At 70.7% G+C, this 21,400-nt stretch carries 23 protein-coding genes and 1 riboswitch; of the genes, 8 read left to right on the top strand and 15 right to left on the bottom strand.

Going from position 1 to position 21,400, the window contains the following annotated elements; genetic code table 11:
* The first annotated feature begins 20 nt into the window (after positions 1-20).
* Positions 21-686 (top strand): N-acetylmuramoyl-L-alanine amidase, encoded by a 666-nt coding sequence (locus ACFZDA_RS32960; protein WP_391088764.1) that lies wholly within the window; start codon positions 21-23, stop codon positions 684-686.
* Between the two features lie 11 nt (positions 687-697).
* Here ACFZDA_RS32960 and ACFZDA_RS32955 read toward each other — a convergent pair whose 3' ends face one another.
* Entirely contained in the window at positions 698-1,180 is a 483-nt protein-coding gene (locus ACFZDA_RS32955) for a hypothetical protein (protein WP_391088762.1), read from the bottom strand.
* A gap of 397 nt (positions 1,181-1,577) precedes the next feature.
* On the opposite strand from ACFZDA_RS32955, the gene ACFZDA_RS32950 reads away from it, so the two are divergent.
* The gene (locus ACFZDA_RS32950) at positions 1,578-1,955 is read left to right on the top strand and encodes a helix-turn-helix domain-containing protein (RefSeq protein WP_391088761.1); all 378 of its coding nucleotides are present in this window, start codon (positions 1,578-1,580) and stop codon (positions 1,953-1,955) included.
* Between the two features lie 7 nt (positions 1,956-1,962).
* Here the strand turns inward: ACFZDA_RS32950 and ACFZDA_RS32945 are convergent, their stop codons facing one another.
* The 3 genes from ACFZDA_RS32945 to ACFZDA_RS32935 form a co-directional block, all read right to left on the bottom strand.
* Positions 1,963-3,132 (bottom strand): aminotransferase class V-fold PLP-dependent enzyme, encoded by a 1,170-nt coding sequence (locus ACFZDA_RS32945; RefSeq protein ID WP_391088759.1) that lies wholly within the window; start codon positions 3,130-3,132, stop codon positions 1,963-1,965.
* 149 nt (positions 3,133-3,281) lie between these two features.
* The gene (locus ACFZDA_RS32940; RefSeq protein WP_391088757.1) at positions 3,282-3,548 is read right to left on the bottom strand and encodes a DUF4190 domain-containing protein; all 267 of its coding nucleotides are present in this window, start codon (positions 3,546-3,548) and stop codon (positions 3,282-3,284) included.
* A gap of 50 nt (positions 3,549-3,598) precedes the next feature.
* Positions 3,599-3,766, bottom strand: coding sequence for a hypothetical protein (locus tag ACFZDA_RS32935; protein ID WP_391088755.1), 168 nt, complete (start codon positions 3,764-3,766; stop codon positions 3,599-3,601).
* A gap of 116 nt (positions 3,767-3,882) precedes the next feature.
* On the opposite strand from ACFZDA_RS32935, the gene ACFZDA_RS32930 reads away from it, so the two are divergent.
* Positions 3,883-4,521: a TetR family transcriptional regulator gene (locus ACFZDA_RS32930; RefSeq protein ID WP_391088754.1), complete on the top strand. Its 639-nt coding sequence runs from the start codon at positions 3,883-3,885 to the stop codon at positions 4,519-4,521.
* Here ACFZDA_RS32930 and ACFZDA_RS32925 read toward each other — a convergent pair.
* Positions 4,457-5,494: a WYL domain-containing protein gene (locus tag ACFZDA_RS32925; RefSeq protein ID WP_391088753.1), complete on the bottom strand. Its 1,038-nt coding sequence runs from the start codon at positions 5,492-5,494 to the stop codon at positions 4,457-4,459. The genes ACFZDA_RS32930 and ACFZDA_RS32925 overlap by 65 nt on opposite strands.
* Positions 5,495-5,596: 102 nt before the next feature.
* On the opposite strand from ACFZDA_RS32925, the gene ACFZDA_RS32920 reads away from it, so the two are divergent.
* Positions 5,597-6,193: a TIGR03086 family metal-binding protein gene (locus ACFZDA_RS32920; protein WP_391088751.1), complete on the top strand. Its 597-nt coding sequence runs from the start codon at positions 5,597-5,599 to the stop codon at positions 6,191-6,193.
* Here the strand turns inward: ACFZDA_RS32920 and ACFZDA_RS32915 are convergent.
* Positions 6,166-7,026, bottom strand: a complete 861-nt coding sequence (locus ACFZDA_RS32915) for an acyl-CoA thioesterase domain-containing protein (RefSeq protein WP_391088749.1) — start codon at positions 7,024-7,026, stop codon at positions 6,166-6,168. The genes ACFZDA_RS32920 and ACFZDA_RS32915 overlap by 28 nt on opposite strands.
* A gap of 135 nt (positions 7,027-7,161) precedes the next feature.
* Between ACFZDA_RS32915 and ACFZDA_RS32910 the strand changes: the two genes are divergently transcribed.
* The gene (locus tag ACFZDA_RS32910) at positions 7,162-8,397 is read left to right on the top strand and encodes an alpha/beta hydrolase-fold protein (RefSeq protein ID WP_391088748.1); all 1,236 of its coding nucleotides are present in this window, start codon (positions 7,162-7,164) and stop codon (positions 8,395-8,397) included.
* Here ACFZDA_RS32910 and ACFZDA_RS32905 read toward each other — a convergent pair.
* From ACFZDA_RS32905 to ACFZDA_RS32865, 9 genes are all read right to left on the bottom strand, one after another.
* A complete protein-coding gene (locus tag ACFZDA_RS32905; RefSeq protein WP_307177611.1) occupies positions 8,288-8,962 on the bottom strand; it encodes a trimeric intracellular cation channel family protein in 675 nt (224 codons plus the stop codon). The genes ACFZDA_RS32910 and ACFZDA_RS32905 overlap by 110 nt on opposite strands.
* Before the next feature lie 76 nt (positions 8,963-9,038).
* Complete coding sequence (locus ACFZDA_RS32900; RefSeq protein ID WP_391089085.1) at positions 9,039-10,160, bottom strand: dipeptide ABC transporter ATP-binding protein; 1,122 nt, start codon at positions 10,158-10,160, stop codon at positions 9,039-9,041.
* 32 nt (positions 10,161-10,192) lie between these two features.
* Positions 10,193-11,275 carry an oligopeptide/dipeptide ABC transporter ATP-binding protein gene (locus tag ACFZDA_RS32895; protein WP_391088747.1) on the bottom strand — a complete coding sequence of 361 codons (1,083 nt, stop codon included), beginning with the start codon at positions 11,273-11,275 and terminating at the stop codon, positions 10,193-10,195.
* Positions 11,272-12,282: an ABC transporter permease subunit gene (locus ACFZDA_RS32890; protein ID WP_391088745.1), complete on the bottom strand. Its 1,011-nt coding sequence runs from the start codon at positions 12,280-12,282 to the stop codon at positions 11,272-11,274. Before ACFZDA_RS32890 ends, ACFZDA_RS32895 begins: the two co-directional genes overlap by 4 nt.
* A gap of 92 nt (positions 12,283-12,374) precedes the next feature.
* Positions 12,375-14,144 carry an ABC transporter substrate-binding protein gene (locus ACFZDA_RS32885; protein ID WP_391088743.1) on the bottom strand — a complete coding sequence of 590 codons (1,770 nt, stop codon included), beginning with the start codon at positions 14,142-14,144 and terminating at the stop codon, positions 12,375-12,377.
* An 8-nt stretch (positions 14,145-14,152) separates the two neighbouring features.
* Positions 14,153-15,151: an ABC transporter permease subunit gene (locus tag ACFZDA_RS32880; protein WP_391088741.1), complete on the bottom strand. Its 999-nt coding sequence runs from the start codon at positions 15,149-15,151 to the stop codon at positions 14,153-14,155.
* Positions 15,152-15,504: 353 nt separating this feature from the next.
* Positions 15,505-16,305, bottom strand: coding sequence for an enhanced serine sensitivity protein SseB C-terminal domain-containing protein (locus tag ACFZDA_RS32875; RefSeq protein WP_391088739.1), 801 nt, complete (start codon positions 16,303-16,305; stop codon positions 15,505-15,507).
* A gap of 163 nt (positions 16,306-16,468) precedes the next feature.
* The gene (locus tag ACFZDA_RS32870; protein ID WP_391088737.1) at positions 16,469-17,257 is read right to left on the bottom strand and encodes an enhanced serine sensitivity protein SseB C-terminal domain-containing protein; all 789 of its coding nucleotides are present in this window, start codon (positions 17,255-17,257) and stop codon (positions 16,469-16,471) included.
* A 67-nt stretch (positions 17,258-17,324) separates the two neighbouring features.
* A complete protein-coding gene (locus ACFZDA_RS32865; RefSeq protein ID WP_391089083.1) occupies positions 17,325-17,993 on the bottom strand; it encodes an AAA family ATPase in 669 nt (222 codons plus the stop codon).
* 176 nt (positions 17,994-18,169) lie between these two features.
* Positions 18,170-18,270: riboswitch (glycine riboswitch) on the top strand.
* 162 nt (positions 18,271-18,432) lie between these two features.
* Here ACFZDA_RS32865 and gcvT point away from each other — a divergent pair.
* The 3 genes from gcvT (at position 18,433) to glyA (ending at position 21,329) form a co-directional block, all read left to right on the top strand.
* Positions 18,433-19,554 (top strand): glycine cleavage system aminomethyltransferase GcvT, encoded by a 1,122-nt coding sequence (gcvT, locus tag ACFZDA_RS32860; RefSeq protein WP_391088735.1) that lies wholly within the window; start codon positions 18,433-18,435, stop codon positions 19,552-19,554.
* A gap of 105 nt (positions 19,555-19,659) precedes the next feature.
* The gene (gene gcvH / locus ACFZDA_RS32855) at positions 19,660-20,037 is read left to right on the top strand and encodes a glycine cleavage system protein GcvH (RefSeq protein ID WP_020276709.1); all 378 of its coding nucleotides are present in this window, start codon (positions 19,660-19,662) and stop codon (positions 20,035-20,037) included.
* 14 nt (positions 20,038-20,051) lie between these two features.
* Positions 20,052-21,329 carry a serine hydroxymethyltransferase gene (glyA, locus tag ACFZDA_RS32850; RefSeq protein ID WP_391088733.1) on the top strand — a complete coding sequence of 426 codons (1,278 nt, stop codon included), beginning with the start codon at positions 20,052-20,054 and terminating at the stop codon, positions 21,327-21,329.
* Positions 21,330-21,400: the final 71 nt, after the last annotated feature.

The raw sequence follows: 21,400 nt of genomic DNA, 5'->3' as shown, positions 1-21,400 counted from the left end.
GGGTATCCGTTGGCGATCACATGGGGGCGAGACGAGCATCCAAGGACACGGACCGGCGCATCGGGCGGCGGGCCCTGATCGTCGGCGGGGCGACGGCCGCCGTGGGTTCCGCGGTGCTGGCCCGGGACGAGCTGGGCCGGTTGTGGTGGCGGGTGCCGGGCGTCGAGAAGCCGCGCAAGGAGGGCGTGGTCGACTACGCGGGCGCGCGCTGGGTGGCCGCGTCGGACGCGAACTGGCGCCGCGCGGACCGGCCGGACGACTACGGCATAGACATGGTGGTCGTCCATGTCACCCAGGGCAGCTTCGACAGCGCGGTGAAGGCCTTCCAGGACCCGGGGCACAAGGCGGCCTCGCACTACATCGTCCGCGGGGACGGGCACATCGCCCAGATGATCCGCGAGCTGGACGTGGCGTACCACGCGGGCAACCGCGCCTACAACGAGCGCAGTGTCGGCATCGAACACGCGGGTTTCGTGGACCGCCCGCAGGACTTCACGGACGAGATGTACGAGGCTTCGGCCCGGCTCACGGCCCGGATCTGCGCGCGGTACGACATACCCGTCGACCGGCAGCACATCATCGGCCATGTGGAGGTCCCGGGCACGGACCACACGGACCCCGGGCCGCACTGGGACTGGGACAGGTACATGCGGCTGGTGCGTGAGGCGCCTGCGGCGCGGGCGTGAGCGAGCGCTGATCAGCGGCGGTGCATCCGCTCGATCCGTTCCGTCGCGGCGACGACGGCGGCCTGGAGATCGCGTGCGACGGTGCCCTGCCTGCGCGAGCGCTCGTACAGGGCGCTGGCGCTCAGCCCGGCCGGGAGGCGCCGGCCGACTTCCGGTAATTCGATGGCCCGGTACTCACCGGCGAGGCGGACGACCTCGCCGAGGATCTTCCCGAGCCTCTTACGCCTGAGGACCGCGACCTCCAGGGCGGCGACGTGCTCCTGGATCAGTTCCAGGTCCTTGGCGGTGGTGGGACGGGTGTCCAGGACTCCGAGCAGTGCGAACAGGGCGGTCAGCGCCTGGAGCGGACCGGCGAGGTCCTGGCGGCGCTGCTGGAGCTTGCGCAGGACGAGCTTGACCGCCAGAGCGAGGAGCCCGAGGCCCGCCGTGACAGCGGCCGTGAGGTACACGGGCGCGGCAGCGGCGGCGGCTTCGGTCAGCGCGTGCGAAGGCATGGCAGGGTCCGTTCCGAAGGGCAGGCGGTTCCCGCAGACGGGGAGCGTGCGCGACCCGTGGGGAACGTGCGCGCAACGCTCACGTTAACGGCGAGCGGGTGAGAGCTCTTGAGCTGAAGGCGACAATCTGCTGCCCGGAAAACTGTCCCCGTCTCACAGAAGCCTCCGTCGGCCGTTCAGGGCAACGGCCGACGGAGATCGGCAGACCCGACGGACATCACTCCAGGTCAGCGCCAGCTGCTCGGTTTCGCCCCGGACTTCGGCCCAGATAAGCGGTGGCGAGCGTTCCGCGTTCGGAGCATGTGTGTTTCAGATTAGAGGTTGCCTGCGCGGTTTACTGTGCGTTTCAGTGTGCGGTCCAGTACGCTCCCAGGGACGAAAACGGGAGGTGACCAGCGTGTCCGAGGATCAGGGGAAAGCGTTGTTCGCGGCTGTCGACGCCCTGTTGAAAGAGGCTTCGCCGGCGGACGGGCTGCCCGAGCCCGCCGAGCGCAGGAGACTGCGTGAGGCCGGCAGTCTCAGTCAGGAGCGCGTGGCCCAGACGCTGGGGGTCCGCAGGGAGACCGTGAGTGCGTGGGAAGCGGGCCGTTCGGAGCCCCGCGCGCCTCAACGGGCCGCGTACATCCGGTTGTTGAAAGGTCTGGCGGCCAAGTTCCCGCCGCCGCAGAGCATCGCGCCCCAGCAGTCCGTGCTCCGCGCCATCACGGCTCCGGCCGCCACCGCGCCGTCGGCGCCCGGCGGCGGACAGAAGCCGTCGCGGCCGGTGTCCGACTGACCTGCCCTCAGGTCAGTCCCGCCGCCCGGGCCCGTTCCACCGCCGGGCCGATCGCCTTCGCCAGGGCCTCGATGTCCGCCTCCGTGGAGGTGTGGCCGAGGGAGAAGCGGAGGGTGCCGCGGGCCAGGTCCGGGTCGGTGCCGGTGGCGAGGAGGACGTGGCTGGGCTGGGCGACGCCGGCGGTGCAGGCGGAGCCGGTGGAGCACTCGATGCCCTGGGCGTCGAGCAGGAGCAGCAGGGAGTCGCCCTCGCAGCCGGGGAACGTGAAGTGCGCGTTGGCCGGCAGCCGTCCCTCCGGGGCGGGGTCGCCGCCGAGGATCGCGTCCGGGACCGCCTTGCGGACCGCGTCGACGAGGTCGTCGCGCAGGGCGCCGATCTCGCGGGCGAACCACTCGCGCTGCTCGGCGGCCAGCCGCCCGGCGACCGCGAAGGAGGCGATGGCGGGCACGTCGAGGGTGCCGGAGCGGACGTGGCGTTCCTGGCCGCCGCCGTGCAGGACGGGGACGGGGGTGTGTTCACGGCCGAGGATCAGGGCGCCGATGCCGTACGGCCCGCCGATCTTGTGGCCGGACACGGTCATCGCGGCGAGGCCGGAGGAGGCGAAGTCGACCGGGATCTGGCCGAAGGCCTGGACGGCGTCCGAGTGCAGCGGGACACCGTATGCGGCGGCCGCGTCGGCGAGTTCGCGGATCGGCAGGATCGTCCCGATCTCGTTGTTCGCCCACATGACGGTGGCGAGGGCCACGTCGTCGGGGTTGCGGGCGATCGCCTCGCGCAGGGCGTCCGGATGGACGCGGCCGTGGGTGTCGACCGGCAGGTACTCGATGGTGGCGCCCTCGTGTTCGCCGAGCCAGTGCACGGCGTCGAGGACCGCGTGGTGCTCGACGGGGCTGGCGAGGACGCGGGTGCGGGCCGGGTCGGCGTCACGGCGTGACCAGTAAAGGCCCTTGACGGCGAGGTTGTCGGCCTCTGTGCCGCCCGAGGTGAAGACGACCTCGCTGGGGCGGGCGCCGAGGGCTTCGGCGAGGGTCTCGCGGGCCTCCTCGACGGTACGGCGGGCCTGCCGGCCGGATGCGTGGAGGGAGGACGCGTTGCCGGTGGCACCCAGGTGGGCGGTGAGCGCCTCTGCCGCCTCCGGGAGCATCGGGGTGGTCGCGGCGTGGTCGAGGTAAGCCATGGTGAGCCCGATTCTACGGCTCCCCCGCGGCGGTCCTCAGATCAAGGTTGGCCGAACCCGCAGGGAGGTGAACCGCTTTCCCTCGCGGCTGCGGCCCGTCGTCCCCGGGCCGGCCGCGGCTCTCCGGCGAAGGACGGCCCGGCGGCGGCTCAGAAGCTCCACGAGATCGTGCTGTCGGCCTGCACGAACGCGGCCAGGACCAGCAGGTCGGCGACGCCCAGGCCCAGACCCAGCAACGCGCGGCCACGGCGCTGGGTGCCGCGCCACAGGGCGACGCCCGCCAGCACGATGGCGATCGGGCCGAGGAAGACGTTCAGGACGAGGAGGCCGAGCAGGCCCAGGACGAAGGACGCGACGGCCATGCCGTCGGTGTCACGGATACCGGTGCGGCGCGTGGCCGGAGCGGTGAGCTGCATGGTGATCGACTCCCGGTGTCGGGTCGGTGGGTGGCTGGGCGGGTGCGGCGTCAGTGGGCCTGGGTGTGGTGCCGGCGGCCGTGGCGCTCGCGGAGCGCGAAGATGCCGAGCCAGACGGCGATGACGACGCCCGTGGCGACGGAGAAGGTGAGCGGCGCGTGGGCCACGGTGCCCAGGACGAAGCCCAGCAGCAGGAGTGCGGCGACGATGAACAACACGGGAAACAACCCCCAGGGTTTCGGTGAACGATTGTGGTTACAGTTGTTCACTGACTTCCCAGTCTAGCCCGTCCCATGACTTTCCAATTACAGAGAACAGTTGTTAACTGCATGGTATGAGTCACACCGTCGGCACCCGGCAGGCCCAGAAGCAGAAGACCCGGCAGGCGCTCCTGGACGCGGCCCTCGGGCTGCTGGAGGAACAGAGTCTGAGCAGCCTGGGGCTGCGCGAGGTCACCCGCGCCGTCGGTGTCGCCCCGACCGCCTTCTACCGCCACTTCCGCTCCACGGCGGATCTGGGCGTGGCCCTGGTCGAGGAGGCGCTGGGCAGCCTGCACCCGATGATCCGGACGACGGTGTCCACGACGGGCGACAGCGAGGAACGCATCGCGCGCGCCATCGAGCTGATCGCCCGTCACGTCGACGGGTACCCCGCACATGTCCGGTTCATCGCCCGGGAGCGACATGGCGGGGTCCAGCCGGTCCGGGAGGCCATACGGGACCAACTGGCCCGGTTCGCCCAGGAGGTCAAGGACGAACTGGCCAAGGACCCGGTGTCCGCGGGCTGGACCGAGGACGACCTGCTGATGCTCGCGCACCTCTACGTCGACCAGATGCTGATCACCGCGTCGCTCTTCCTGGAGGCACTGGAGGGCCCGGAGCGGGAGCGCGAGGAGCGCAAGCGTCAGGTCACGCAGGTGGCGACCCGGCAGATGCGGCTGATCGGCCTGGGCCGCCATCACTGGCTGGACTGACCGCACGACGGGCGGCGCGCTGATACAGCTCCCCGACGGAGGCGGCCGCCCTGGCCAGTTCCTCGCGTACCTCAGGGGGTGAAAGGACCTCCACCTGGTCGGCGAAGACGAGCAGGTGGCGGGTCTCCTGGAGGACTCCGCACGTCAGCCGCACGGTCGCCCACTGGCTCTCGCCGTCGTCCTCGAGGATCTCCGCCGGGAGGAAGGCCGTCAGCCGCAGGAACATGTCGAGCCGCTCGCGCCGCACCCGGACAATGACGTCCAGCCCGCTGGGCCGCTCCTCGACCTGGCGGCGCAGCCCCTCCCAGGCATCGGCGAGTTCGACGCCCGGGCGCCGCCGCACGGGCTCGTCGAGGAGCCGGGCGGAGCACACCCGGTCCGCCCGGAAGAGCCGGGGCTCGGCCCGCCGGTCGGCGACCAGGTACCAGACGCCGGCCTTGGCGACGAGGCCGTACGGGTCGACCGTGTACGTCCGCGCCTGGCGCTGTCCGCTGTGCCGGTAGCGCAGCCGCAGCCTGCGGTCGGCGAAGGCCGCGTCGCGCAGCACCTCCAGGTCGACGGCCGGCTGCGGCCCGCCGCGCCAGCGGGTGGCGTCGACGAGGATGCGCCGGGAGGCCGTCTCGGCGGCCGGGCGGTGCGGGGCCGGCAGCGCGGCCATCACCTTGCGCAGGGCCGAGCCGAACGCCGCGTCCAGGCCGAGCGCGGTGTGCGCGCCCTGCGCGGCCAGGACGAACAGCGCGCGGGACTCGTCGGCGGTCAGCCCCGTGACGTCCGTACGGAACCCGGCGAGCAGTGCGATGCCGCCGCGCCGGCCGCGTTCGGCGTAGACCGGGACGCCGGCGGCCGACAGGGACTCCACGTCGCGGTAGACGGTGCGGACCGACACCTCCAGCCGTTCGGCGAGTTCGCGTGCGGGGACCCGGCCACGGGTCTGGAGGAGCAGCAGGATCGACAGCAGGCGGTCGGACTTCACGGCATCAGCATCGCGGCGGCGCGGCGGACGGGCAAAATGTTGACGGCGGTTGTCAGGTTTTCCGGGGATGCTCCTCCCGTCCACGCACTCAGGAGGAGCTTCATGACCAACGATCCCCGTCCACTGTTCGCCCGCGCCGCGGAGCAGGCCGCCGAGCTCATCGGGTCCGTGCGCGCGGAGCATCTGGACGGCCCCACGCCGTGCAGCGAGTTCGACGTGCGCACCCTGCTGAGCCATCTCACCGGCGGGACCCACCGGATGGCCGTCGTCGCCGAGGGCGGTGACGCGGCCGCGGTACGGCCGTTCGCCGAGGGTGTGCCGGACGACGGCTGGACGGCCGCGTACGACGAGGGCAGGACCCGGGCTGTGAAGGCCTGGGCGGCCGACGACCTGCTGGACACGGTGGTGCGCCTGCCGTTCGGCGAGATGCCCGGCCGGGCCGCCCTGTCCGCCTACGTCCTGGAGACGGTGACGCACACCTGGGACCTGTCCGAGGCCCTGGGGCATCCGCGCGCTCGACCCGGAGCTCGCCGAGTTCGCGCTGACCGTCGCCCAGCGCGTGCTGCCGGACGAACAGCGGGACGAGAACACGCCGTTCGCCACGGCCCGGCCGGCCCCCGAGGGCGCCGACGTCCACGGCAGGCTGGCGGCCTGGCTCGGGCGCGAGCCGCTCAGCCGAGCCTGACCCGCGCGAGCTGACGGGACTGCGCCACCAGCCGGTCGGCGCTGTCCCACACCTCGGCGTCCTCCTCCAGGAAGCCGCCGGCGAGGTTGCGGGTGGCGATCGACACGCGCAGCGGGCCCGGCGCCGGGCGGCAGCGGACGTGCACGGTCAGCTCGACGGTGGGCACCCAGCCCGTCAGCCCGAGTTCGAAGGCGGTGGGCGGCAGGGCGTCCACCGCCAGCAGCAGGGAGAGCGGGTCGTGGTCCCGGCCGTCCGCGAGTCCGAACCAGGCCCGCATCTCGCCCTTGCCGGAGGGCTTGCCGAGGGCCCAGCCCAGCGTCGACGGGTCCAGCTTGAGCATCAGCCGGTCGGCGATGGCCGAGCTGCCGGAGACCGGGGCCGGGCCGTCCTCGGGGCCGAAGCAGTGCTCCAGCGGCGGGATCGCGGGCGGAGCGGCCGTCGTCCGGACGTCGTCGGGCAGGGCGTCCAGGTTGCCGTAGGAGGCGAGGACGCGGATGCGTTCCACCTCGCGGCCCTCGTCGTCGTACTGGAAGAGGGAGGCCTGGCCGGTCGACAGGGTCCGGCCGGTGCGGACGACGTCCGTGCGGACGATCGCCGGGCCGGGCTGGGACGCGGTGAGGTAGTGCGCCGAGATGGTGAAGGGGTCGGCGTGCGGCAGGGTGTCCGCGAGCGCGCGGCCCAGGACGGCCAGCAGATAGCCGCCGTTGACGGCGTTGATGATCGTCCAGCCGGCGGAGAGGTCGATGTCGTAGACGCCGGGCGCGCGTCGGGTGAGCGCGGTGTCGCGGTCGAACTCGCTGTCGCCGATCGTGGCCCGGACGGCCTGGGCGGAGGCTGCTTCTGGCATGGCTGAACAGTACAAGACCTAACTACTAAGCGGTAGCTTTGGTCGGTTGGGACTCAGGTGAGACCCGGGCAATTTCTCGGTAAGTGTCCGCACTCGTCCGTAAACCCGGACGGCCGTCCGCCCCTCTGAAGAGACATGAGCCTCACCGGGACTCCGTTCCTCTCCACGCTGATCGCGCTGTCGGTCGTCGCGCTCGCACTGCCGCTGGTCCTGTGGTCGCGCCTCCGCGGCCCCCGCGCCCTGCGCACCGCGACGCGCGCACTGATGCTGCTGTTCGCCCAGGGGACCGCCGTGGCGCTGGTGTTCACACTGGTCAACAACGCCAACAACCTGTACGACAACTGGGCCGATCTGCTCGGCACCGGCGACCACGTGCAACAGGCGGCCGACCTCGGCGCCGACGGCACCGGAGGCATCGCACTGAAGCGGCTGCCCCCGGTGCGCCAGACCTTCCGGCCGGCCACCGGGCCCGGCATGGGCGCGGCCGGCGGGGTGCGCGTCACCCAGCTCAAGGGCCGGGTGTCGGGCGTGAACGCAGAGGTCTACGTCTGGCTCCCGCCGCAGTACGACGAACCGGCCTACCGGCACCACCGGTTCCCGGTCGTGGAACTGCTGCCCGGCTACCCCGGCTCGGCGAAGGCCTGGTTCGGCTCGCTGCACGCGCACGAGCAGCTGGAGCCGCTGATGCGGGACGGGCGGATCGCCCCCTTCATCCTGGTCGCGCCGCGCACCAATCTGCTGGCCGGGGTGGACACGGGCTGCGCCAACATCCCGGGCACCGTCAACGCCGACACCTGGCTGAGCGTCGACGTGCCGATGATGGTCATGGACAACTTCCGCGCCGAGTCCGCCCCGCGGGGCTGGGCCGTGGCCGGCTACTCGGCCGGGGCGCACTGCGCGGCCAAGCTCGCCGTCGCCCACCCCGGCCGCTACCGGGCCGCCGTCAGCCTGTCCGGCTACAACGACCCGATCGGCGAACGCGATTCGCTCGCCGCGCAGACCCCCGCCCTGCGGGCCGCGAACAACCCCTACCTGCTGCTGCGCAGGGCGCCCGTCCCGCCGCGCGTCTCGCTCTACCTCTCCGGCCAGCCGCACGACGGCTACGAGGCGGCCGTCGCCCTGGAACAGGCCGCGAAGGCCCCGACGACCGTGCACGTGGTGTACATCCCGAGGAGCGCGGGCGGTCACACCATGGCGCTGTGGCGGCCGCAGGTGGTCCCGGCGTTCCGCTGGCTGACGGAGGTGTCGGGCCTCGGCCACGTCACGGCAGGACGGGCTGCTCCTCCTCGCTCACCGTCGACCGCCGGTGCCAGGCCCGCGGAGCTCGCCAGTGGAACCGCATCGCGAGCAGGCGCAGTACGAAGGCGGTGATCACCGCGAGGCCGCTGGTGAGCGGGTTCAGGGCGTCGTAGCGGATGCACAGGGCGACCAGGGCGGCGCCGACGATCGCCGGGACCGCGTACAGGTCCCGGTCCCAGCGCAGCAGCGAGGGCACCTCGTTGGCGAGGACGTCCCGCAGCACACCGCCGCCCACCGCCGTGGTCAGGCCCAGGCCGGCGGAGGCGGTCAGGCCGAGCCCGTACTCGTACGCCTTGATCGTGCCGGCGACGCAGAACAGGCCGAGGCCGGCCGCGTCGAAGACGTTCACGGCGACCTGGATGCGCTCCACCTGCGGGTGCAGGAAGAAGACGAGGAGGGTGGCGAGCAGCGGGGTCAGGAAGTACCCCAGGTCCGTGAAGGCGGCGGGCGGTACGGCCCCGATGACCAGGTCACGGAAGAGCCCGCCGCCCAGCGCGGTGACCTCGGCGAGCACGGCGATGCCGAACACGTCGAAGTTCTTGCGCACGGCCAGCAGGGCGCCGGAGATCGCGAAGACGAAGATGCCGATCAGGTCGAGCGTGTGCTGGACGGACGGGCTGAAGAGTTGCTGGAGCACCCGAACATTTTTACCCACGGCCGAGCCCCCGCCCCCAGGTGCGGGGACGGGGGCTCGGGCGAGGGCTCGGGCGGGGTCACTTCTCCACGGGGGTGGCGCCGCCGCTGCCGGCTGCGACCTCCTCGGCCGAGGACAGCAGCTCGGTGTCCTGCGGCTGCTGGTCCTCGAAGTTCTCCGGGTGGTGGCAGGCGACGCGCTGCCCGGCCCGCAGCTCCACCAGCGGCGGCTCCGTGGTCTTGCAGATCTGCGTCGCCTTCCAGCACCGGGTGTGGAAGCGGCAGCCGCTCGGCGGGGAGATCGGCGAGGGCACGTCGCCCTTGAGCAGGATGCGCTCGCTCTTGACGCCCCGGCGCTTGGGGTCCGGAATCGGCACGGCCGACAGCAGGGCCTTGGAGTACGGGTGCATCGGCGACTTGTACAGCTGGTCGCGGCCGGCCAGCTCGACGATCTTGCCGAGGTACATCACCGCGATCCGGTCCGAGACGTGCCGGACGACCGACAGGTCGTGCGCGATGATCACGTACGTCAGGCCGAGCTCCTCCTGGAGGTCGTCCAGCAGGTTCACCACCTGCGCCTGGATCGACACGTCCAGCGCGGAGACCGGCTCGTCCGCCACCACCAGCTTGGGGTTCAGGGCGAGCGCGCGGGCGATGCCGATGCGCTGGCGCTGGCCGCCGGAGAACTCGTGCGGGTAGCGGTTGTAGTGCTCGGGGTTGAGGCCGACCACCGACAGCAGCCGCTGGACCTCCTTCTTCACCCCGCCCTCGGGATCGACGCCCTGAAGCCGGAAGGGAGCGCCGACGATGGTGCCGATGGTGTGCCGGGGGTTCAGCGAGGAGTACGGGTCCTGGAAGATCATCTGCACGTCGCGGCGCATCGGGCGCAGCTCGCCGGTCTTCAGGTGGGTGATGTCCCTGCCCTCGAACTCGACCGTGCCGCCGGTCGGTTCGAGCAGCCGCGTGATCAGCCGGCCCATGGTCGACTTGCCGCAGCCCGACTCACCGACGACGCCGAGCGTCTCGCCCTTGCGGACCTCGAAGTCGATGCCGTCGACGGCGCGCACCGCGCCGGTCTGCCGCTGGAGCAGGCCCTTGCGGATCGGGAAGTGCTTCTGGAGGCCGGTCACCTTCAGCAGGACCTCGCCGTCGGCGGAGGTGTCCTGGGTGAGGGTGCTCCCGCTCGTGTCCGGTGTGCTCACCGCTTTGTCGTCGCTCACAGCTTTGTCGTCGCTCACAGCTTCGGCGCAATCTCTTCGGTCCAGATACGCTCCCGCTGCTCCTGCGTCATGTGGCAGGCGGCCCAGTGCGAGCCGCCGACCTCGGTCAGCTCGGGGCGGACCGTGCGGGTGACGTTGTCCTTCGGGATGTCCGCGTACGGGCAGCGCGGATGGAAGGCGCAGCCGGACGGGAGGTTGATGAGGGAGGGCGGCGCGCCCTTGATCGGGATGAGCCGGTCGGTCTCCTCACGGTCCAGGCGCGGCATCGAGCCGAGCAGGCCCCAGGTGTAGGGGTGCCGGGGCTCGGAGAACACGTCCTCGGCGGGACCGCGCTCGACGCACCGGCCGCCGTACATGACCAGCAGGTCGTCGGCCATCTCGGCGACCACGCCCAGGTCGTGGGTGATCATGATGACCGCGGAGCCGAACTCCTTCTGCAGATCGTGGATCAGGTCCAGGATCTGCGCCTGCACGGTGACGTCCAGGGCGGTGGTCGGCTCGTCGGCGATGAGCAGCTCGGGGTTGTTCACCAGCGCCATGGCGATCATGGCGCGCTGGCGCATACCGCCGGAGAACTCGTGCGGGTAGCCGTCCACGCGTTTGGCGGGCTCGGGGATGCCGACCCGGTCCAGCATCTCGATCGCCCGCTGCCGGGCCACCTTCTTGCTGACGTCGTTGTGGACCCGGTACGCCTCGACGATCTGGTGTCCGACCGAGTAGTAGGGGTGCATGGCCGACAGGGGGTCCTGGAAGATCATGGCCATCTTCCGGCCGCGCAGCCGCCGCACGTCGTCGGGGTCGGCCGCGATCAGTTCCTGGCCGTCCAGCCAGACCTCGCCGGAGACGTGAGCGCGCGCCGAGCGGTGCAGGCCCATCACACCGAGGGAGGTGACGGACTTGCCGGAGCCGGACTCGCCCACGATGCCCAGGGTCTTGCCCTTGCGCACGTCGAAGCTGACGCCGTCCACGGACTTGACCAGGCCGTCGTCCGTGTCGAAGTGGACGCGCAGATCGCGGACGGACAGGAACACGTCGTCGTCCGAGGACGGGGCGACGGTGTCCGGTTCACCGAGCGCGGCTTTGTCGAGCTTGCTCACGAGTACCTCACCCGGGGGTCGATGGCGGCGTACACCAGGTCGACGACGAGATTGCAGAAGACGATGAAGAACGCGGCGACCAGGGTCACGCCCATCACGATGGGCAGGTCGTTGTCCTTGATGGCCTGTACCGAGTATGCGCCGATGCCCTGGAGGGAGAACACGGTCTCGGTCAGCACCGCGGTGCCGACGAGGGTGCCGAAGTCCATGCCGAAGATGGTGACGATCGGCGTGAGCGCGGAGCGCAGGCCGTGCTTGGCCACGACCGTGGACTCCTTCAGGCCCTTGGCCCTGGCCGTTCTGATGTAGTCCTCGCTCATCGTCTCCAGCATCCCCGCCCGGGTGAGCCGGGCGTACAGCGCGGAGAACAGGAAGGCGAGGCTGACCCAGGGAAGCAGCAGGTGCCAGGCCCATTCGGCCGGGTTCTGTGTGAACGGGACGTAGTCGATGCTCTCCCAGATGGGGATCTCGTAGACGAAGAGCGCGAGCAGGATCTGGCCGGTGAAGAAGATCGGGAGCGAGACGCCGGCGAGCGCGATGAACATGGAGAAGCGGTCGATCGGCTTGCCCTTGCGCAGTGCCGAGATCACACCGGTCGTCACACCGGTGACCACCCAGATCACCGCCGCACCGACGGCCAGCGAGAACGAGACCGGAATCCGCTGCTCCAACTGCGGCCACACCTCGATGTGGCTCTTGAAGGAGTACCCGAAGCAGGGTGCGCTGCAGTGCGTCGCGTCGGGACCGAACTTGTAGTCGGCGCCCACCACGAGGCCCTTGACGAAGTCCCAGTACTGGACGTAGACCGGCTGGTCCAGACCCAGGTTCTGCTTGATCGCGGCGACGGATGCGGGGTTCGCGTCCTTGCCGACGTACTGGGTGGCCAACTGGTCGGCCGTCTGTCCCCCGATGCGGGGGACCAGGAAGAAGATGGCGAAGGTGACTGCGCTGACCACCAGCAGCAACAGCACTGCGCCCATGACGCGTCGGATGATGTACGCAGCCACAGCTGTACGGCCCCGGGTGGCCGCGGCGGGATCGTCCGCCGCGGCCACCCGTTGCCTTCACCTGCCTTTCGAAAGGATCCGGCCTGCTGGTGTTACTTGGAGGAGCTCATCAGCAGGTAGTCGTACATGCCGAGGTAGGCCTGCGTGACCGTGACGTTGGTCGCCGACGTCGGCCGGAGCAGCAGGTTCTTGCGGTAGACCAGCGGGACGACCGAGGCGTTGTCGAGCACCATCTTGTCGATGTCGCCCCAGGCCTTGGTGCGGGCCGCGTCGTCGGTGTTGGCGATCGCGTCCGACAGGGCCTTGTTGATCTTCGGGTCGTCCAGCTCCATCAGGTTGTTGCCGCCCGAGGGCTTGATGGCGGCACCGTTGACGATCTGGTCGAGGAAGCCGTAGCCGGTCGGCCAGTCGGCGCCCCATGCCATCGAGAGCATGCCGAGCTTGTTGTCGTGGACGTAGCTCGGGACACCGGCGAAGTTGGAGAAGTACTTGCCCGAGGGGAACTGCTTGATCGCGACGTTGATGCCGATCTTCTTCAGCGACGCCTGGACGGCGGTCGCCGCGGCGATCTCGGCGGGGCGGTCGGAGCGGGCCGTCAGGACCGTGCTGAAGCCGTTCGGCTTGCCGCACGCCTTGAGGGCCGCCTTGGCCTTGGCCACGTCACCCTTGTGACCGTCGGTCGCGTAGGTGTCGAACTTGGTGTAACCGTTCACCGACGGCGGCAGCAGCGTGGTCGCCACGTCACCCTTCGGCGAACCGCCCATGGCGTCGAGCACCGACTGCTTGTCGAGGCCCCACTGGACGGCCTTGCGGCAGTCGGCGTTGTCGAACGGCTTCACGTGGACGTTGAGCGCGATGTACTGCGTGGCGCCCGCGTACGAGCTGTCCGTCTGGTTGGCGTACTTGCCCTGCAGCACCTTCGGCTGGGTCTGCGGCTGCACGCCCGTGCCGGCCGCGTCAGCCGTGATCTTGTCGGAGAGCAGGTCGTTGTCGACCGTGACCGGGTTGACCTTGAACTTGATCGTGATCTTGTCCGGCAGGGCCTTGCGGACCGGGTCCGTCTTGGCGTCCCACTGCGGGTTGCGCACGAGGGTGGCGCCGCGGCCCTCCTCGTAGGACTGGAACTGGTACGGGCCGGTGGACTGGATCGCCTGCACGTACTTCGCACCGGTGTCCTTCGACTGCGGCACCGGCGCCGTCTGCGAGAACGTCGCCAGGTAGTCGAAGTCGGCGAACGGCTGCTTCAGCTTGAAGACGATCGTCCGGTCGTCCGGCGTCTCGATGGACTTGATGCCCTCCGGAGACTTGTCCTTGTAGGGACCCTGGTACTTGTCGCCGCCCTCCAGGTACGACTTGAAGTACGTCGGGCCGTTGGACAGGGCCTCGGGCGCGAAGTTGGAGCGCTCGATGGCGTACTTGACGTCCTTGGACGTCACCGGGGTGCCGTCCTGGAACTTCACGCCGGCGCGCAGCTTGTACGTCCAGGTCTTGGCGTCCGGGCTGGCCTTGCCGAGTCCCTCGGCGAGGTCCGGCACGACGGTCAGGCCGTCCTTGCCCGCCGCCGGCTTGAACGTGGTGAGCGTCCTGCCGTAGAGGCGGGAGAAGTTCTGCACCCAGCCGTAGTACGTGTTGCCCGGGTCGAGGGAGTCGGGCACGTCCGAGTGCTCGTACGTGACCGTCCCGCCCTTCTTGCTCGACGGGTTGACGATCGAGGTCAGCGCGGCGTCCTTCTTGCCGCTGCCTCCGCTCCCGTCGTTGTCGTCACCTCCGCCGCCACATGCGGCAGCGCCCAGCGACAGTGCCAGGACCGACGCAACGCCGGCGGTCACCCTTCTCGTCTTCACCTGAGGAAGCCCCCTCATTCGATGGATCACTTGCTGCGAGGGTCGAGGGCGTCACGCAGCCCGTCACCCAGCAGGTTGAAGGCCAGGACGGTGATGAAGATCGCCAGTCCGGGCACGAACATGTACTGCGGATCAGCCGTGTAGAGATCCACAGCGTTGCTGAGCATGCCGCCCCAGGAGGCCTGCGGCGGAGCGATACCGACACCGAGGAAGCTCAGCGCGGCCTCGAACAGGATGTTCGTCGGGATGATCAGCGTCGAGTAGACGAGGATCGGCGCGACGAGGTTCGGCAGGAGCTCCCGGAACAGGACGTACGGGCCGCGTGCCCCGAGGCTCGTGGCGGCCTCGATGAACTCCCTCTTGCGCAGGGTCATCGTCTGGGCGCGCACGATGCGCCCGATGTACGGCCAGCTGAAGAAGCCGATCACGAAGATCAGCACACTGATGCGCAGGGACAGGCCCTCGAGACCGAAGAACCCGTCCTGCACCGAGGCCGAGATCGAGATGGCGAACAGGAGCAGCGGGAAGGCGAGGAAGGTGTCCATCAGCCTGCTGATGACACTGTCGATCCAACCGCCGTAGTACCCGGCGATGACACCGAGCACGGTGCCGATGCACACGGACAGCAGCGTGGCGCCGCCCGCGACCAGGAGGGAGACCCAGGAGCCGTCGATGATGCGGGCGAGCATGTCCCGGCCGTACTGGGGGTCCACGCCGAGCGGGTGGTCCCAGCTCATTCCTCCCCAGCCGCCCTTGGGGGCGAGCAGCGCGGGATCGATGAGGTCCTGGTTGAACTTGTTGGGATCCAGGTTGAAGATCCACTGGATCGGCTTGGAGAGCACCGCCAGCAGCGTGAGCAGGATGACGACGACGCCGCCCGCCATCGCCACCTTGTCCCGCTTGAAGCGCATCCAGGCGATCTGGGTGAGCGAGCGCCCTTCGATCTGGCTCTTCTTGACCCCGGAGAGCACGGCCTCGGGCTGTGCTCCGGCTTCCGCCCCGGTGGTCTCGATCGGTGCGGTCACGGTGCGATTGACCCCTCTCGGGCCGGCGATCGCCGAGCCCCTGGCTGCCGCTGTAGCGGGTTGTTTGTCTCGTGCACGAGACCGACCCGGCCCGTGTCTTGCGGGGAGTCTTCAACGCTTTGGCGATCTGTTGCCAGACTTGGCGGTGAAAGGATGCGTAAACGTGATGCTGTCTGCGGGGTTCCGTTATCCGGACAGTGGGTAACGCGGGTCGGACGCGATGAGATAGGGGCATTTTAGGACATAGTCGATGTTTTCACCCCTATCTACGCGCGGAGAGCTGAGAGCCGCTCGCGTTCGAAGATGGGGAAACAGGGACCGCCGGACGGTCAGCGGGAGGCCCGCGGGGCGGGTCAGTACCGGCCCGGGACCGGGGGGTAGCCGTAGCCCGAGGCGGGGGCCTGGACAGGGGCGGTGGCGTGGGCCTCGCGGTCATAGAAGGGCCGGGCGCTCGCGCGCAGCCACATGGCGACCGGGTCGTGCTCGTCGGACATGGCGACGGTCGAGACGGGCAGCCCGTCCGGTACGGCACCGAGGGACTGCTGCATCATCGCGCGCACGGAATCCACGGCCGGCGGCGAGGTGTCGTACACATCCAGTCCGATGGCGAGGTACGGCGCGCCCAGCGCGGGCTGCACCCAGGCCCGGCGCAGCGAGCGGACGGCCGGGGTGCGGTGGGCGTTCTGCGCGAGCAGGGCGTAGAACTGCGGGAGCTCGATGGCCGGTTCGGACAGCCGCAGCGGGCCGGCGGGCTGGCGGTCCAGGCCCGTGGCGATCCGGCGCAGGTCGAGCCAGGGGATGCCGACGCCGCCGCCCGGGGCGTGCGGGTTGAGCCAGAGGCCGTAGTGGTCGGGGTAGAGGGCGCGGGCGACGTCGACTCCGTCGACCACCTCGTAGCTGCGGTTCCAGCCGCTGGCCGAGAGCTCCTGGGCGGAGGTCACGCAGGGGGCGTAGCCGTAGCCGTCGACCTCCATGTTCCCGTACTGGGCGTCGGGGGAGCCCGCCTGGCCGTGCCAGAGGAGCATCCAGATCTGGCCGGAGTGCGGGGTCGCGAGCGCGCGCAGGAGTGCCTCGTAGGCGTCGTAACGCCCGGGCGTGACCTGGCGCAGCATGTGCTCGACCTGTCCGGCCGCGGCCGTGCCGCTCGCGCTCACCTTTACCGCCCCTTCGTACAACGCCTCGACCGTGACCTAGCTTAAGCCCGTGCGGGGGCTCGGGGATTGGTGCCGGTTCGCGGGCGCGGGTCGTGTGTGGCTTGTCGCGCCCACGCGGCGGAGCCGCATTATGTCACCGCCCCGCGCCCCTCGGTCGGCTGTCCTACCGCTGGTAGAAGGGCCGGACCCTGTCTCTCATCCAGGTGCCCACCGGGTCCTCCGCCACGTCCAGGAGGACCAGGTTGACCGGCCAGGGGGCCGGGCACCGGGTCACGGCCCGGGACAGGGCCTCCAGGGGGAGGGCCCGCAGGTCGCCTTCCCACTGGGAGAGTTCGACGCCCACGAACATCACCGGGTCGGCGGTCTCGATCGCGGCGAGGCAGCGGCGGGCGGTGAGGACGACGCCGACGGCCTCGAACTCGGCGGAGGCGGCGGCGAGGAAGTCCACCGGGTCGTCCTGCCAGTCGGGCTCGAAGAGGCGGACCCGGCCGCCGCTCGCGGGGCCGTCCAGGGGGGTCCGTCCGGCCCGGCAGAGCTCGGCCACCGCGGGCGGCGGGAGCGGTATGCCGACCACGCCGCCCGGGTTGACGGCTATCCCCGCGTGCGGGGGCAGGCCGCGGGCGAACTCCACGGCGGGCGCGATGGTGTACGACATGTGGGAGCCGACGACCTGACGGAACTGCTCCTCGGAGCTGAACACCGGCACGTACGCCTGGCCCTCGATCTCGATGCCGGGCAGGTCGAGGGGGCCGCTCTGCGGGCCGCCGCCGTTCGGCAGGGGGACCCAGACGAAACTCCGGCCGAGCACCTCGACGATCCGCCCGCCGGCCGACGGCCCGGCGCCGAGGGAGGCCGAGAGCACCTCCTCCAGTTCGTTGCCGGGCCATCCGCCGTGCGGATGGGTCTGCGTGTGCGCCGGGAAGTCCGCGGAGAAGTCCGCCGGGAAGTCCATCTGCCTACCGCCTGCCTGGAACCACTGCTGTGGCTCAAAAGGCTAACGGCTTCCCGGCCGCCCGCGGTCAGCCCGTGAACCCGATCCGGCGCAGGGCGTCCGCCGCGTCCCGGTCGACGAGGATCGCCGAGCCGCAGCCCGCGGGCAGTTCGCCCCGCTCCACGGAGCGCAGCAGGCGGCCGGCCGCCGCGCGGTGGCGCAGGAACGCGTACCGGGAGACACCGCGGCCCCGGTCGCGCTGGCCGGCCAGGGCCTCCTCGGGGGTGACGTCGAGCATGAGCAGATGCAGGGTGCCGCCCCGGCGGCGGGCCTCGCGGGCCAGCCAGCGGCGGACCCAGGCCTGCGTGCCGCAGTCGTGCACGACGACGCCCTCGCCGGTGCGCAGGGCGCGGCGCAGCCCGGCGTAGTGGGCGAGGCGGACGAGCGGGCGGTAGACCCCGTACGGCAGGAAGCGCGGCATGCGGCTGTCCCAGCGGTCGCGGGTGTCCTGGGAGTCGATGCGCCGGCCGGGCACGGTGCGCCGCATCAGCGTGGACTTGCCGCTGCCGGGCAGGCCCGTGACCACGACGAGGTCGCGGGGGCCGAAGAGCAGCGCGTGCGGGCCGCGGCCGGCGCGCTCGCGCAGATCGCGGACGACCGGCAGCGGGCCGCAGGCCGCGTGTGCCGGAGCGGCCGGCTGCTCGGGCAGCGCGATGCCCGACGTCGTGGCGTACGCGGTGGTCCTGTTCACCGTGATCGTCCTCCCCTGGGGCCAGGTACTTCAGTCCCATCCCCGCCGAGTGTAAAGAGAAGGTAATGCCAGATGTCTCTGGATTTAGTCCTCTTCCCGCAACAGCCCTGCTACAGGTGGTCCCCCTGCCACCCCGCGACGATGCGTGCAATGATGTGCGCGCCAACTGCATACCGGCCGTTTGAATCCGCGCGGGAGAGTCCCCAGCACCGTCCGACGCTGGGGCGCCGAAGGAGCAAGTCCCTCCCTTGAATCTCTCAGGCCCCGTTACCGCGCGGGCGAGGCACATCTGAAAAGCGGGCCCTCCCCTGTCGCCGTGGCGACGGGCGTGGCTCCACCCAAGGTGCAAGCCGTGTCCCCCGTGGTCATGGCGAACCTCTCAGGTTCCGATGACAGATGGGGAGGAACGACCTCGCCCGTCATGCCCCTTGGAGACGACCGACCGATGAGCAGTACAGGAGAACTCCGCCACACCGCGCTCGATGCCCTGCATCGTGCGCTCGGCGCGACGATGACCGACTTCGCCGGCTGGGACATGCCCCTGCGCTACGGCTCCGAGCGCGACGAACACACCGCCGTGCGCACGAAGGCCGGGCTCTTCGACCTCTCCCACATGGGCGAGATCACCGTCACCGGCCCGCAGGCCGCCGCCCTGCTCGACTACGCCCTGGTGGGCGACATCGGCGGCGTCAAGCCCGGCCGCGCCCGCTACACCATGATCTGCCGGGCCGACGGCGGCATCCTGGACGACCTGATCGTCTACCGGCTGGGCGAGACCGAGTACATGGTGGTCGCCAACGCCTCCAACGCCCAGGTGGTCCTGGACGCGCTGACCGAGCGCGCCGCCGGCTTCGACGCCGAGGTGCGCGACGACCGGGACGCCTACGCGCTGATCGCCGTCCAGGGGCCGCAGTCCCCCGGGATCCTGAAGTCCCTGACCGACGCCGACCTCGACGGGCTGAAGTACTACGCAGGGCTGCCCGGCACGGTCGCGGGTGTCCCGGCCCTGATCGCCCGCACCGGCTACACCGGCGAGGACGGCTTCGAGCTGTTCGTGAAGCCGGAGCACGCGGCCGAGCTGTGGCAGGCCCTGACCAAGGCGGGCGAGGGCGCCGGGCTCGTCCCGTGCGGGCTGTCCTGCCGCGACACGCTGCGCCTGGAGGCGGGCATGCCGCTGTACGGGCACGAGCTGAGCACCTCGCTGACCCCCTTCGACGCCGGGCTCGGCCGGGTGGTGAAGTTCGAGAAGGAGGGCGACTTCGTGGGGCGCGAGGCCCTGCGGGAGGCCGCCGCCCGCGCCGAGTCCCAGCCGCCGCGCGTACTCGTCGGCCTGGTCGCCGAGGGCCGCAGGGTTCCGCGCGCCGGGTACGCGGTCGTCGCCGGCGGCGAGGTGATCGGCGAGGTCACCTCCGGCGCCCCCTCCCCCACCCTCGGCAAGCCGATCGCGATGGCCTACGTCGACGCCGCGCACGCCGGCCCCGGCACTGCGGGCGTGGCCGTGGACATCCGGGGCAGTCACGAGCCGTACGAGGTCGTGGCGCTGCCGTTCTACAAGCGCCGGAAGTAGACACTGGCCAGGGGCCGTGACAAGCGACCCCGTTGTCCGTCGTCCCAGCTCATCAGCAGTCCCCCCTTTCCACAGCACTCCCGCGCGTACAGGAGAATCCAGGCCATGAGCAACCCCCAGCAGCTGCGTTACAGCAAGGAGCACGAGTGGCTGTCGGCCGCCGAGGACGGCGTCTCGACGGTCGGCATCACGGAGCACGCGGCCAACGCGCTCGGCGACGTGGTCTTCGTCCAGCTCCCCGAGGTCGGCGACACGGTGTCCGCGGGCGAGACCTGCGGCGAACTGGAGTCGACCAAGTCGGTGTCCGACCTCTACTCCCCCGTCTCCGGTGAGGTCACCGAGGTCAACGAGGACGTGGTGAACGACCCGTCGCTGGTGAACTCGGCCCCCTTCGAGGGCGGCTGGCTGTTCAAGGTGCGGGTCGCCGAGGAGCCGGGCGACCTGCTCTCCGCCGACGAGTACACCGCGTTCTCCGCCGGCTGAGGAGTCATAGCCGTATGTCCGTCCTGAACACACCCCTGCACGAGCTCGACCCGGCCGTGGCCGCCGCGGTCGACGCCGAGCTGCACCGGCAGCAGTCCACGCTCGAGATGATCGCCTCGGAGAACTTCGCTCCGGTCGCGGTCATGGAGGCGCAGGGCTCGGTCCTCACCAACAAGTACGCCGAGGGCTACCCCGGCCGCCGTTACTACGGCGGCTGCGAGCACGTCGACGTGGTCGAGCAGATCGCGATCGACCGCGTCAAGGAGCTGTTCGGCGCCGAGCACGCCAACGTGCAGCCGCACTCGGGCGCCCAGGCCAACGCCGCCGCGATGTTCGCGCTGCTCAAGCCGGGCGACACCATCATGGGTCTGAACCTCGCGCACGGCGGGCACCTGACCCACGGCATGAAGATCAACTTCTCCGGCAAGCTCTACGACGTCGTCGCCTACCACGTGGGCGAGGACGGCCGGGTCGACATGGCCGAGGTGGAGCGGCTGGCGAAGGAGTCGAAGCCGAAGCTGATCGTCGCGGGCTGGTCGGCCTACCCGCGGCAGCTGGACTTCGCGGAGTTCCGCCGGATCGCGGACGAGGTCGGCGCGTACCTGATGGTCGACATGGCGCACTTCGCCGGGCTCGTCGCGGCGGGGCTGCACCCGAACCCGGTGCCGCACGCGCACGTGGTGACCACGACCACCCACAAGACGCTGGGCGGCCCGCGCGGCGGTGTGATCCTTTCCACTGCCGAACTGGCCAAGAAGATCAACTCCGCTGTCTTCCCCGGTCAGCAGGGCGGTCCACTGGAGCATGTGATCGCGGCCAAGGCGGTCGCCTTCAAGGTCGCCGCCTCACAGGACTTCAAGGAGCGCCAGCGCCGTACGCTGGAGGGCGCCCGCATCCTGGCCGAGCGTCTGGTGAAGGACGACGTCCGGGCCGTGGGCGTGGACGTCCTGTCCGGCGGCACGGACGTGCACCTGGTCCTGGTCGACCTGCGCCACTCGGAGCTGGACGGCCGGCAGGCCGAGGACCGCCTCCACGAGGTGGGCATCACGGTCAACCGGAACGCGATCCCCGACGACCCGCGCCCGCCGATGGTGACCTCGGGTCTGCGGATCGGCACACCGGCCCTGGCGACCCGGGGTTTTGCGGCCGAGGACTTCGCGGAGGTCGCGGACGTCATCGCCGAGGCGCTGAAGCCGTCCTACGACGCCGAGGCACTCAAGGCCCGGGTGAAGGCCCTGGCCGACAAGCACCCGCTGTACCCGGGTTCGCACACCTCGGGTTCACACACATAACGAAGAAACCTTTCGGGGTGCCCCGTTCCGCCCTGTCCCGCGTGGGGCGGGGCACCCTGTCCCCTGCACCA

The organism is Streptomyces sp. NPDC007991 (assembly GCF_042958445.1).
Taxonomy (GTDB): Bacteria; Actinomycetota; Actinomycetes; order Streptomycetales; family Streptomycetaceae; genus Streptomyces.
The sequence above is the reverse complement of the archived record's forward strand: the minus strand, read 5'-3'. Positions and strand labels throughout refer to the sequence as shown.

Coding starts and splice junctions, on each gene's coding strand:
- ACFZDA_RS32960 (WP_391088764.1), top strand. CDS start 21: ATGGGGGCGAGACGAGCATCCAAGGACACGGACCGGCGCATCGGGCGG.
- ACFZDA_RS32955 (WP_391088762.1), bottom strand. CDS start 1,180: ATGCCTTCGCACGCGCTGACCGAAGCCGCCGCCGCTGCCGCGCCCGTG.
- ACFZDA_RS32945 (WP_391088759.1), bottom strand. CDS start 3,132: ATGGCTTACCTCGACCACGCCGCGACCACCCCGATGCTCCCGGAGGCG.
- ACFZDA_RS32940 (WP_391088757.1), bottom strand. CDS start 3,548: ATGCAGCTCACCGCTCCGGCCACGCGCCGCACCGGTATCCGTGACACC.
- ACFZDA_RS32930 (WP_391088754.1), top strand. CDS start 3,883: ATGAGTCACACCGTCGGCACCCGGCAGGCCCAGAAGCAGAAGACCCGG.
- ACFZDA_RS32920 (WP_391088751.1), top strand. CDS start 5,597: ATGACCAACGATCCCCGTCCACTGTTCGCCCGCGCCGCGGAGCAGGCC.
- ACFZDA_RS32915 (WP_391088749.1), bottom strand. CDS start 7,026: ATGCCAGAAGCAGCCTCCGCCCAGGCCGTCCGGGCCACGATCGGCGAC.
- ACFZDA_RS32910 (WP_391088748.1), top strand. CDS start 7,162: ATGAGCCTCACCGGGACTCCGTTCCTCTCCACGCTGATCGCGCTGTCG.
- ACFZDA_RS32885 (WP_391088743.1), bottom strand. CDS start 14,144: ATGAGGGGGCTTCCTCAGGTGAAGACGAGAAGGGTGACCGCCGGCGTT.
- ACFZDA_RS32870 (WP_391088737.1), bottom strand. CDS start 17,257: ATGGACTTCCCGGCGGACTTCTCCGCGGACTTCCCGGCGCACACGCAG.
- gcvT (WP_391088735.1), top strand. CDS start 18,433: ATGAGCAGTACAGGAGAACTCCGCCACACCGCGCTCGATGCCCTGCAT.
- gcvH (WP_020276709.1), top strand. CDS start 19,660: ATGAGCAACCCCCAGCAGCTGCGTTACAGCAAGGAGCACGAGTGGCTG.
- glyA (WP_391088733.1), top strand. CDS start 20,052: ATGTCCGTCCTGAACACACCCCTGCACGAGCTCGACCCGGCCGTGGCC.